The 11,800-nt window shown below is 65.6% G+C and carries 11 protein-coding genes; 2 read left to right on the top strand and 9 right to left on the bottom strand.

Annotated elements, in window-relative coordinates; all coding sequences use genetic code 11:
• Positions 1–31 precede the first annotated feature (31 nt).
• The 5 genes from VJ162_RS11085 to VJ162_RS11065 all read right to left on the bottom strand — a co-directional run bounded on the left by VJ162_RS11085 (position 32) and on the right by VJ162_RS11065 (position 6,350).
• Positions 32–2,077 carry a hypothetical protein gene (locus VJ162_RS11085; protein WP_324664309.1) on the bottom strand — a complete coding sequence of 682 codons (2,046 nt, stop codon included), beginning with the start codon at positions 2,075–2,077 and terminating at the stop codon, positions 32–34.
• 274 nt (positions 2,078–2,351) lie between these two features.
• Positions 2,352–3,932 carry a cell division protein FtsZ gene (locus VJ162_RS11080; protein WP_324664308.1) on the bottom strand — a complete coding sequence of 527 codons (1,581 nt, stop codon included), beginning with the start codon at positions 3,930–3,932 and terminating at the stop codon, positions 2,352–2,354.
• Between the two features lie 98 nt (positions 3,933–4,030).
• Complete coding sequence (locus VJ162_RS11075) at positions 4,031–5,248, bottom strand: hypothetical protein (protein ID WP_324664306.1); 1,218 nt, start codon at positions 5,246–5,248, stop codon at positions 4,031–4,033.
• A gap of 122 nt (positions 5,249–5,370) precedes the next feature.
• Entirely contained in the window at positions 5,371–5,613 is a 243-nt protein-coding gene (locus VJ162_RS11070) for a hypothetical protein (RefSeq protein WP_324664304.1), read from the bottom strand.
• Between the two features lie 191 nt (positions 5,614–5,804).
• Positions 5,805–6,350 (bottom strand): metal-dependent hydrolase, encoded by a 546-nt coding sequence (locus VJ162_RS11065; protein WP_324664302.1) that lies wholly within the window; start codon positions 6,348–6,350, stop codon positions 5,805–5,807.
• 104 nt (positions 6,351–6,454) lie between these two features.
• On the opposite strand from VJ162_RS11065, the gene VJ162_RS11060 reads away from it, so the two are divergent.
• Complete coding sequence (locus VJ162_RS11060) at positions 6,455–6,727, top strand: hypothetical protein (RefSeq protein ID WP_324664300.1); 273 nt, start codon at positions 6,455–6,457, stop codon at positions 6,725–6,727.
• A 30-nt stretch (positions 6,728–6,757) separates the two neighbouring features.
• Here the strand turns inward: VJ162_RS11060 and VJ162_RS11055 are convergent, their stop codons facing one another.
• The 4 genes from VJ162_RS11055 to VJ162_RS11040 all read right to left on the bottom strand — a co-directional run bounded on the left by VJ162_RS11055 (position 6,758) and on the right by VJ162_RS11040 (position 11,060).
• Positions 6,758–8,485 carry a glycosyltransferase family 2 protein gene (locus tag VJ162_RS11055; protein ID WP_324664297.1) on the bottom strand — a complete coding sequence of 576 codons (1,728 nt, stop codon included), beginning with the start codon at positions 8,483–8,485 and terminating at the stop codon, positions 6,758–6,760.
• A gap of 149 nt (positions 8,486–8,634) precedes the next feature.
• Positions 8,635–9,576: a DUF1616 domain-containing protein gene (locus tag VJ162_RS11050; protein WP_324664295.1), complete on the bottom strand. Its 942-nt coding sequence runs from the start codon at positions 9,574–9,576 to the stop codon at positions 8,635–8,637.
• A 48-nt stretch (positions 9,577–9,624) separates the two neighbouring features.
• Positions 9,625–10,074: an acyl-CoA dehydrogenase gene (locus tag VJ162_RS11045; protein ID WP_324664293.1), complete on the bottom strand. Its 450-nt coding sequence runs from the start codon at positions 10,072–10,074 to the stop codon at positions 9,625–9,627.
• Entirely contained in the window at positions 10,071–11,060 is a 990-nt protein-coding gene (locus tag VJ162_RS11040; RefSeq protein ID WP_324664291.1) for a ParA family protein, read from the bottom strand. Before VJ162_RS11040 ends, VJ162_RS11045 begins: the two co-directional genes overlap by 4 nt.
• 440 nt (positions 11,061–11,500) lie before the next feature.
• Here VJ162_RS11040 and VJ162_RS11035 point away from each other — a divergent pair, with 440 nt between their 5' ends.
• Positions 11,501–11,785: an amphi-Trp domain-containing protein gene (locus VJ162_RS11035; protein WP_324664289.1), complete on the top strand. Its 285-nt coding sequence runs from the start codon at positions 11,501–11,503 to the stop codon at positions 11,783–11,785.
• Positions 11,786–11,800: the final 15 nt, after the last annotated feature.

Here is an 11,800-nt window from a genome sequence, read left to right as displayed (position 1 = left end):
AGCCTGACAATGGCCGGTATCTACGTACCAGTTACCCCCGGAGTCGGCGCAACATCACGCTGTACTCGTTGCGTTCGTACAGCGCCTCGATGTGGTCGAGGAGCGAGTCGGCGGCGAGCAAGAGCCCGGCCGCCCGGTCGGGGTCACTGGCCATCGCCTCGTCGGCCTCGGCGGCCAGCTCTTCGGTGAGTGTGAGGAAGTGCCGCGGTATCGAGTGGTTGTGGTCCGCACGGACCGAGACGTAGTCGTTCTCGATAGCCTCGATGCGGCGTGCCACCGTCGACTGGAGCTGGGCCGTGTCGGCTGAGCCCCCCGCCGACCCGCTCTGGTCGAGGCCGGGCAACAGCGTGCGGTCGTAGAACGACACCTCCTGGTAGACGGCATACAGCTGGATGTCGTCGACGCTTCCGTCCTCGACCATCGACGTCAGCTCCCGGACACGGGTCGCCAGCCGGCTGTGAACCGCCGTGTCCTGGCTCTGGAGTTCGCGTTCGAGTGACTCCAGTCGCCGCGTCACGTCCGTGACGCTGATATCGGCCAGCATCTCCCGGGTTTCGCCGTAGTCGTCGAGGACCGACACGACCTCGGTTATCGTCTCCGACAGGGCCGCCTCGCCCTCGGGCTCGCGGAGTTCGGCAAGCAGTTCCCGGGCCTCCTCGCTCGTCGGTCGAACGCGCCGGTCGACGTCGTCCGCGACGGCCGGGACGGAGACACCCTGACCGGCGATAGTGACGTCGTCGGTCTGCAGCGCCGTCGCGAGTTCCTCGGCGCGCTCGTCGATATCACGGTGTTCGAACGACACCGCCTCGGACCGTTCGGCCACCCGGCAGATGGTCGCCATCGGTTCGGCGAGGTCACTGTGGCTGTCCTCCTGGTGTTCGAGTTCCCGCTTCGCGTCGAGCAACTGGTCGACGAGCAGTTCAACGGCCGCCGGAAGCCGTCCGCGCTGTCCCGCGAGGTCCTGTTTGACGTCCTCGAAGACGTCGGTCGTGGCCCGGCGGTCGGCTGGCTGAACCGCATCTTCGACGGCCGAGGCCGCGTCCAGTTGGTCGATGGCCTCCTCCATCGCCGACTGAATCTCGTCATCCGACGCCCCCGGGTCCGACAGCACCCGACAGAGCTGCCTGGACGCCGAGGACTCCGGATTCAGGCGGTCCTCAAGGCGTTCGGCCACGTCGGCAACGGCGGGGGATGTCGCCGCCGCCTCCGCGTCGGCGCTTGCGGCTGCGGACTCGTCCGGTACAGTCGCTTCCAGGGGCGACTCGACACCACAGGCGGGACAGAAGGCGGCATCGGCTGCCACGCTCTCGCCACAGCTGGCACACTCCGCCTCGGGCGACGCGTCCCCGCCACCAGTCGAATCGCCCGACGCGCTCTCACGGTCGCCGGTGCCGTCGTCCGCTTCGGGGGAGACGTTGTCCGCCTGTTCCTGTGCCTGCTGGTCGACGGCCTGCCCCATCGACTGGTTCCTGCCTGACTTGACGTCCCGGAGACGTTTCCGGATTTCACTGATGGCAGCGTCGACGGTGTCAGTAGCCCCGGACCCGACCTCGATAGATTCGCCCCCGGAGGTCCGTAGTTCGAGCGTGGAATGGGTCCCGTCCTGGTGTGACTCGACGGCCGTAATCTGGTCGTAGAAGAACTCCCTGTTCGTGCCGCCGGCTTTCTTCGCTCTCGACGACATCGTGTACTTCGCGCCCTGATTGATGTTCACCGACGTGCCCGTAACGACGAGCGTCGTGGTCTTGTACACCTTCCACGGCTCGACGAATATCGGGGAACTCGTTACGCCCCACGTGAGGCTGTAGGTGCTGGAATTGGCCACGTCGATGTCCCGCGCAGCACCGCGTTCCGTCTCGGAGATGAACTGGTCCAGCAGGTGCTCGTAGTTCGCATTTATGACGCGTGTCCCGTAGAAGTAGATGCCGACCCCAAGCAGGAGCCCGACACCGGCCAGCGGGGCGATAGCTTTGACTACAGCACCGACGATGATAGCGAGGACAGTGACACCCAGGGTCGTGAGCCAGGGGCTCCACCCAATCTTCCAGACGAACCCGTTGATATCTCCACCGGCCATTATACTCAATGCATGCAACAGAAGTGAAAAAACTTCCTAACGGCTCAACAATCGTGTGTCCCGAAATCCCAAATAAATACCATCACAGAAGTGATGGAAGATTCCCGTATTGGAACGGGTTCAAACCGAAATCCGCCCGCCAGGTCGGAGACGTAACGAAGAGCGGGGCATCAACGACAGTCGCCAAGAAAGTCGACGCGGCGTAAAGCCTGACGAGGGACGGCCGCCGGCACGCGTTGGGCCACAGCGACCGGCGTGTCTCGGCGATACCAGTTCAGGGCATGTTCTCGCGGCCGAGACACGAGAACAGCGGCTCGATGTGTTGCCAGACGTCCCTGATGTTTTCGGCCTGTTCGCTCTGTCCCTCCTGTTTGAGCTCCCGAGCGTGGTCGTACATCTCCTCCAGTGGAGGCATCTCCGGGTTCCACAGCGTCCCCCACAGGAACACGTCGTCGAGATGGGGCGTGACGAGCTGGTTGATGTGGATATCGATCGATTCGGCCCCCGACTGGTCCCCCGCGTCGAGGAACTCCTCGCTGCCCAGTATATCGGAGATGACACTGTCGCTGATGAACTCCGATATCTGGGCCATCTTCTCGTTGGGGCCATAGAGGAGGAAGGTCCCGCCCCACGCCGTCGTCGGGTCGAACTCCGCGAGCTTGTTCTGGAACAGCGCGTTCCGCACCAGAATCTCCAGTTTCGACCGGTCGAACGTCTCCGCCCGGGAGCGACCGAGCACCGGGGCCAGTATCACCGCCGGCGTGTACTCCCTGTCCGGGTCGACCTGATACTTGTCCTGGACCGGGCGGAAGCTGTCGGCCGGGTCGAATACGTCGCCCATAATCGACATCGTCGCCTCCCGGTCGAGGAACTGTGGCACCGACGACATGGTGAACGCTTCGAGGAACGCGACCAGTGGCTTGTTCAGCTCCTCGTACTGGGGCGGGTTGTACTCGTCGAGGCGGTGGATACGCGGCCGGATGTCGCCGGTCACCTCGCTGAGGCGCTGGTTGTCAAACGGGATGATGGCGTCGACGGCCTTCGAGGCGCGCGTGAGCCCGACGATGCCGTTGACCTTGGCCCGCCCGCCGAAGTTGGCGTACTGACCGCCCCGGGAGGGGAGGACGATACTGCTGAAAAACGGTTTCTCGACGACGAAATCGTCGTTCAGGACGCGCTCGCGGACCATCTCGGCCAGCGCCGGTGTCGCCCCACAGCCGGTCCCTTTCGTGACGCTGTGGACGAACATCACCGCCTGGGAGTCTTTGAGCCGCTGGGTCTTGATGTCCCACCGGTCCTTGAACGGGTTCGCGCCGTCTGCGAAGTCCGCCTCGACCAGGTCCCGGCCGATGTCCCAGCGGAACCCCGCTCCCGCGTAGTCGTGTTTCCCGAAGCCGATCATGCAGTTCGGGAGCAGGTCGTTGCGGCTGTACCCGTGTTCCTCCTGTGCGTAGTACGTCTGTTCCAGCTCGCTGACGTTCGTGTTGAGCGACCCGTAACCCGCCAGACCGCCGTTCCAGATCACGGCCCGCTGTTCGTGGTTCTCCTCTAGCGTGTCACGCCGCATCAGGATGGCGTCGAGGATGTTGTTCCCCGCTCCGCCCACGCCGATGAGATACCACTTCTTCCCGTAGGCGTCGTCCATGTGGTCGTCGGTCAGTCCGGGGGAGGGCCCGGTCCCCGAGTCGACGGTCACCGTCTCCGCGCCCGACGAGTCGGCGGGGTCGTCCCCCTCCGCGTACACCTGGTCGACGAGGTCCGGGTACATCTTCTCGATTGACTCTTGCTCGTGTTCGTGCGCCGCTCGGATGTGTTCGATAAGCGAGCCCGCGTTCCACTGCCCGCTGCGCTCCATACAGATTTTACACACTCGTGCCATTGTCGGTTACTTGGTATGTAGTAACAGCATACCTCCGCTAAAGAGGCACTGGTTTACTCAACACGACACGGCCCTCAATTATGTGTCCCGTGACGGTTGACGAAAGCGGTCGTCAGCGATTCCAGCCCGGCCGCCGTACCGGTGCCGTCGACGAACTCGATCTCGATAAAGCCCGGCGGCGCCCCCTCCTGGACGGTCACCGAGGAGACCACAGTGGACTGCCGGCGGCAGAAGGCGGCGAGCGCGGCGAGGACGTCCGGGCGCCCGATAGCGTCCGGTAGCTGCTCGGTCTGGTACTCGATTGTCCCGCCGGAGCTGGCCCCGTTTTTGAGTTCCCGGAGGATAAACAGTATCTCGTCGGCGACCGAGGCGGGAGCGACAGTATCGACCGAGTGGTCGGGCCCGCTATCGGTCCCGCCAGCAGCCGCCTCGACGGACGGCTGTCCGCCGTCGTCGCTGTCGTTGTCGGCCTCGCCGCCCTCGACGACGATGCTGTCGCCCGCGACCGAGAGCTCGACGTCGAGCTGCTCTTCGAGCAGCGGTTCGAGTTCGGCGTAGAGCTGCTCGGTCTTCCCGCCGGGGAGGCGGACGGATGTCTGACCGTGCTCGATACCCCCCATGAGGCTCCGGAGGAAGTCCACCGCGGTGAGCAGCCCGTCGACCGCCGCCTCCTGCTTTCCGAGGCGGGTCATCGCGCCGTCGAAGGCACACCGGTGTAGCGCGCGCTTGGCGTCGCTGAGTCCGTCTGTGATGGCAGTGACGCCATCGAACTCCGCGTGGCGGTTCTCCAGTACGAGCTGGCGCGCCCGTTCCCCGACCTGGCCGTCGATCTGGGCCGCAACCGCACGCACGGATTCGACGTCGCTCTCGACCGACTGGAGTCGGGTTTCGAACTCGCGTTCGTGCTCCGAGACGTACTGCTCGATGGCCGCCTGCTGTTCCAGAATCCCCTCGATGGCGAACGATAGCTCCCGGATAGACGTCGCCTCGTCGTCAAGCCACGCACGGACCTGCCCCTCGATGGTTCCGATATGATACCGTCCCTCGGGAACTGAAAGCTCCACCTCCCGAAACTCCGTCGGCAGGTTGACCAGCTCGTACTCGGTGCCGTAGGGCGAGACGACGGTCATCGAGAGCTCCCCGGACGCGACGGCCTCCTCGATACCGCGGTGCAACAGCTGGGTGGCGTTCCCTGGGTCGCCACCGCTGTTTCGCAGGCGCGAGACCGTCTCGGGAACCAGCGGCTCCAGCCGATCAAGCGTCGCCTCGTCCAGCCCGCGGTTGTTCCGCATGTTCTGGTCTGTAGACGTTTTATTATTTAAATCCGGTGCGAACGGCGGCGAGAGCAGCGACGCCGCGGGCTTCTGCCGGAGCTGCGCGATACAGAGCAATACTGGCGGTAGAATGCCCGGGCTTAGGCGTGATAGAAATGAAATCCGACACCCCAAACCGCCATCAGCACCAAGGAGATGAGAAGCATACCGCTGACCTGGTCCGGCAGGGAAACGCCTGTCACACCCGTAAATAGGTTGCCTGCCAAGTGTGACAGCTCCCGGAACGACGGGAGAAACGTCGTAACGTGTTCCACTAACAGCGCTGATGCCACAAGCGACATCAGATGACCGCCGGCGTGCGAACCGCTCGACTTTGTTGGCATATGTGAACAGTTATAGTAAGAAGATAAAATATTGTCGACGCTATTCGGTTCCTGATTTAAACCCTTATATCCCCGATTCAACGTGTGAATTCGGGTTGCAGACCGACGTATCTGAGGAGGACCGATCATCCGCGAAGCAGGTGCACTGGCAGAGCAGACCTAAAGCGATGGCTCCCGGTTCTCTCTGCCGGTCAGTCCGGTCGCGGCGGCGACCACCATGGCGCCCGGAGGAAGTGGCCCAGAAAGACCAGCCCGCCGACGGCGGCGAGCGCGAGCGCGGCAAGCAGCGGCGCCGTCAGCGCCACACCGTCGACGAGCGCCCCAAGGCCCGCGAAGTCGTCGTAGGGGTAGGCCGGCAGGACGGGCCACAGCAGGAAGGTGAACTCCTCGACGCGCCAGTAGTAGAGGGCGACGTAGCTGTCGCCAAGGAGGTGGCTGGCGTAGCCGACGGCGAAGGCGAGGCCGACCTCGGCGTGGCCGCGGTGCCGGGCGACGGCCAGCACGGCCAGCGAGAGCGGGACGGTGACGATGAGCGAGTGGCCCAGCGACCGCCCGGAGGGGATGACGGCGAAATACCAGGCCAGGGGCTTGTCCACGAGGTCGGGAAGCTGTGTCGCCGCCACCGCGGCGAGCAGTTCCGCCCGGGAAATCCGCCCCCGGACCCCGAGGGCGACGAGCGCGCCGGCCACGACCACGAAGAGGGCGTAGCCGAAGGCGGCGTGTGTCCACGGGAACATCTACTGTCTACCGGACGGGTCCGGGTGGCTTGAACCCGGCGGCCGAGCGCAGGCACTCGGCGACCCGACGGTACTATAATCGCCGCCGGCGTAGGCTCGCGGAGATGGTCACAGCGAGCCAGCGTCAGTTCCTCTGCGCGCAGGCGGGTTGGACACTGGCGTGTATCGTCCTGCTGGCAACTGCCGGGGTGCTGTCGGTCGAACTCCTCTTCGTAGGGGCCTTTCTGGGGTTTGCGATACTGACAGCGCTGACCGCGCCCGTCCACGCGGCGCCGGCCTGGCGCTTGCGGCTGCGCTGGCCGCTCGTGGCCGGCACGCTCGTCTTTCTGGTCGTCGTCGGGACGCGGACGCTCGAGAAGTTCGTCGGCAGTTTCTAGCCCGCTATCGAGCGGCGACGACACGGCGTCTCAGTCGTTCGTGTCGGTCGTGAGACGCCGCATGGTCGGGTGGACGTTCAGCACGTGCATCAGTATCGCCGCGATACAGAGCAACATCCCGCCGACAGCAAAGAGGGTGGAAACGATGAGCTGGTGGGCGGCGACGGTGCCCGTGTTGAGATACGAGGTCAACAGCAGGACCGTGACCGCGATACCCATCACCGTAGAGACGACGCCTGGCATCCCCACGATCAGGAGCGGCCGGCCGTACTCGACGGTCCAGGCGATGTTGCGCAACAGGTCGAAGCCGTGCGAGAGCGAGCCCTGGGAGCTGGCGTTGTCCACGTCGTAGGAGATGGTCGTCGGGACCTCGCTCACGGAGAGGCGGGCCTTGTGTGCGTGATAGAGGATGTCCGTACTGGCGCCCATGTTGTCCCCGATCATCGAGTCGGCCGCCAGCGAGTGGATGGCCCGGCGGCTGTACACCCGGTAACCGCTCTGGGTGTCGTGGACGTAGCCGCTCGGGCGGAGTTTCCCCATGCTCGCGTTCGTCAGCCCGTTGATGACCGCGAGGCCGACCGACCGGACAAGCGGAATCTTCGTGTCGCGGTCGCCGACGTACCGGCTGCCGATGACGATGTCCGTCCCGCCCCGCTTTTGGGTTTCGACCAGCGTCGGGATGTCGGCGGGGTCGTGTTGCCCGTCCGCATCGATGACGACAAGATGTTCGGCGCCGCGGTCGTCGGCCGTCCGGAAGAGGGTCTTGAGCGCCCCGCCGTAGCCGCGGTTCAACTCGTGGCGGACCACCGACGCGCCCGCTTCGCGGGCCCGAGCGGCCGTCTCGTCACGGCTCCCGTCGTCGACGACGACCACGTCGTCGGCGAAGGCCGCCGCACGCTCGACCACCTCGGCGATGCTCGTCGCGGCGTTGTACGCCGGGATACCGACCACGACTCTCGGTTCTGAGGACGGTATCGACCAGTTCTCCGGAATCGCGACGACCTCGTAGTCGGCCCGGTCGTACGCGTCGGCCGTGCGCCGGTAGTCGATGCGCGGGCAGTCACGCGTCTGGAGGACGAGTCCGGGCAGGCCCCGCTCGCGTGCCGTTCGGGAGAGCAACCGGTTCAGCTCGGACTGGGAGGCGTCCGTTCCCGGTGGGTCCACGACGACCGCACCGAGCGACGACAGCCGGTCGAGCGACTCCACGTCCGCGGCCGTCCCGCTGTAGGTCACGAACACGGGATGCCCGCGCTGGGTCGCGCGCAACACCGTCCGGAGCGCGGCGTCCTCGTTTGTCGGCCGGAGCACGAGCCCGATGGCGGCGTCGCCCATCGACGACCCCGCCCGTTCCTCGGCGGCACTTCCGGACAGCTCCGACGCCGCTGGACGGGCGACGACCGGCAGCGACAGCTCCTGGCGGTCGGGGGCCACTTCGAGGGCCGTCGTCTCTCCGCCCGGTCCGGTCCAGACGGCCTGAACCCCGTCGTCGTCCAGTACGTCGGGCTGCAGTCCGACCGACGGTTCGGGGAGTTCCGGGGTCGCCGTGCCCGCAAGCAGGTAACCGAACCGAACCGCCTCGTCGGGCGGAACCGTCCGCTCGATGGTGAGAACCCCACCCGGGGCCGGCGCGGTCTCAGTTGCCCCGAGCTGGAGCGAGTGCGTGTCGGGAATTCGCTCCACGACCCGTACCGGCCTCGTCTCGGTCGCCCCGCTCCGGAGCGACAGCACACAGAGGTGGTGCTCATCGTCCAGTTCCACGACGGAACGACGCACGGAAACACCGCTTTTGGCATCCGTTCCACCGGACTCACCCACCGAATACTCACTCATCGACGTCATCCCCCACCCATATACGTATCAAGACACGACCGATCCAAGCATATAGGTATCGCCGGTTCCCGGATATTTCAGGTCGATTCGGTGACAGCTAGCCAGACGTGGACCTGCCTGAGCGGCCTGTCCGAACCCGGCCGGTAGAGCCGGTAGGTGAGGCGGAGCCGCTCGCCCGCGAAGGGCGGCTGGACAGTGTGGCGCCGGACGGTCGTCTCGCCGGCCGCCACGGTCACGTTGAAGCGGTCGAGACGGGTCGACTCCCGGATACGCACGGTGTCGCCCTCCCGAGTCACCCGTTCGAGACTGGCGACGACGGTCCCGTCGAACGGCCGCTCGCCGGTCGCTCCCACGCCAATACCGACGGTCGTCGGTTCGCCCACGGACACCGCCGACGGGTACTCGTCGGCGACCAGTCCTCCCGAGTCGTTCTCTCCGAGGACGTAGAACTCCGTGACGGCGCCCCGCTGGCTCGACTCCTGTGCGACGACGCCGACCGCGCCCGCGACCGACAGGAGGACGACGAGCGTCAGCAGCGTGCCCGCGGGCCCCTCACCGACGACGACCGAGCGGGTTCGGGCGACCAGCGTCCCGGCGTCGGTGCCGGCCCGCCGTTCGGGCGGGAGCGCCCGCCGCCGGTACCAGGCGACCGCAACCGCCGCCAGGGTGACCAGACACAGCCCAGCCGCGACCGCCTCGCGCTGGAACCCCCAGATGGTGAAATCGAGAACGCCGCCGACGACCGCGGTGGCCACGACGCTCCCGCCGACGCTCAGGCCGAGCCGCCCGAGCCACGACGTGGTCTCCCCGGGCAGGGGCGCGGTCTCTCCGGCAGACGGAAACACCGCCGAGACGAGCGCGTAGCCGGGCACGAGCAACACGAAGGGGAGGCCAACGGCAATAGCGACCGGTCGCACCGCCCCCAGCGGTGAGACGACGAGTACCGCCACGAGCGCGACTGCGACAACCGCCGCCACAAGGTCGAACGCGGCTGTCCGGTCGCTTCCCGACGCTGTCATACCAGCCTCTCAGCGTCGGGGAACTAAAAGGGAGTGGGACGCAGGTGGTTAGCCAAGCGAGTCGAACCCTTCCTCGCGCATGAGCTCGGCGACCTGTTCGGGGTGGCGGTACGCCGCAAGCAGCGCGAACTCCCGGGCGTCGGTCTTCGAGACGTCGCTTGCGCCCAGTTGTGTGGCCAGCGCGTGACGGAACTGTGCCTCCCCCTCGGCGACCTTGTCCCGGACGTGTATCTCCAGGCGGGTGTCGCGCTCGTCGCCGACGTTGTTCCGGCGGACGAAGTACGGGTAGGTCGCCCCGTCGCTGTCGGCCGCCGGTCCGTCCCCGGTGGTATCCGAGCCGGTGGCGCTGTCCGGCTGGGCGGCCGCGTCGGTCGTCGGCTCCCCTTCCTCCGGCCCGGTATCGTCGGACGGCCCGGCTGTCGGCGCCGAGCTGTCGGCCGCGGATTCGTCGTCGCCGTCGAAGTCGAGGTTCCCGGAGCCGGACTTGAAGTTCGTCACGCCGTCGTCACCTCCCGGTGCTCGCGGAGGTCTAGCTGTCGCGTCTCGTCGTCCACGACATCGATGTCGAGTACCGGCTCCACGTCGGCGTCGAACGTCTCGGTGGCGAGAAAGTACGCGAGCTCGGAGAGCCGCTCCAGCGTCGCTATCTCGCGGTCGCGCACCCGGCGCTGGCCGGGCTCGCTCACCATCTCGCCGTCGCGCTCGAAGGTCTTCCAGCGCTCCTCGACGACCTTGAACGCCGAGCCCCGGGCCTCCCACATCGCGTCCATCAGGCTCTCCCGGTCGCCGATGCTGACCGGCGTCGCAAACTCCGGCGTCGACTCGAACTGCTCGCGGTACTGCTGGTGGGCGTTGGTCTGGCCCACGCCCGAGGGAACCACGCAGGCGAGCCCGACCTCGATGTCCAGCTGGGACTCCATGTTCCCCACGAGCTCCCCGAGCCCGTCCAGACTCAGGTTCCCCTTCCCCGCCGGCTTGACCGGGGCGACGAGCGTTCTGAGCGCGAAGATAGCGTTATAGAGCAGGTCCTCCGCGCGGGCGTTCGGGTCGATGAGCACGACGTCGTACTCCTCTTGCAGGCTTTCGCGCTCCCACAGCAGGTCATAGAGGAGCTCGAAGCGGGGGTACTCCTCGCGGCTCATGTTCTGCATCCCCGTCTCGTAGGAGATCTTCTGCTCCAGATTCGAAGTGAAATCGCCCAGCATGTCGTGGCTCGGGACGATATCGACGCCCTCGGCCGTCGTCTCGATGAGGTCTTCGAAGGGACCGTCGGGCATGTCCAGGATGTGCTTGACCAGGTTGTCGGCGTCGGGGTCGCTCCGGCTTGCCCCGGCGTCGAAGAGACTGGTCAGGTTCCCCTCCTGTGGGTCCAGATCGATGACGAGCGTCCGCAGCCCCATCCGTCGCAGCGCCACGGCGAGGTTCGCGGTCATCGTCGTCTTGTAGGTCCCGCCCGACTCCGAGTACACGACGGCCGTTATCATATACGGGCTGTCGCGTGCCGTTCCCATAAATCTGTGTCAGACATTCGGCCCATACATCTGTTATTGTTGTCTGTAACAGCTGCCTGTTATGGCTTGCTGTACCGCTTGCTTTCCAGTGGTTTCTCTGGGTAATCGGGGGTCAATAGCCCTAGTATCTGTTACAGTTGTCTGTTACATTTATCTGCTACAGATATTTGCTACAGGCGTCTATTACAAATGCCTATTTCGGCTGTTACAGACAGATGGGCAGTACAGGTAGCTGTTCCCATCGACGACGCCACGGTCGCCAGTGACGGCGTTCGACGGACGAAACCTTATACAGACGTTCGTTACAGACATCTGTAACTGGCTTCTGAGACGGGCGTCAGTGACAGCGGGAAGCGACAGCCGACACAAAGTGAAGCGAAACCGATGTAATCTTGGGCACGGACTAGAGGGTGATGACAGACTCCGACAACGAACGGTCGGTTATCCGTCCCGGCCGGGACTTCGAACAGGAGTACCGACTGGACGCGAGCGAGGCCGGCGAGTTCCTCATCGCCATCGGCGAACAGCTACGCGACGGCGACGAGCTCACCATCGTCGACGACGAGTGGGAGCTCCCCTTTGCCTTCGGCGAGCCGGTGGAACTGGAGCTTGATTTCGAGGGGATGGGCGAGCCGGAACTCGAAATCGAAATCGAGCTCCCCGGCCGCACCGACGAGCGGGCACCCACCGTCGAGTAGCTGTGGGGCCGAACG

Source organism: Haloarcula sediminis, from assembly GCF_035656455.1.
GTDB classification, from domain to species: Archaea; Halobacteriota; Halobacteria; order Halobacteriales; family Haloarculaceae; genus Haloarcula; species Haloarcula sediminis.
This window is presented reverse-complemented; position numbering and strand designations above follow the sequence as displayed.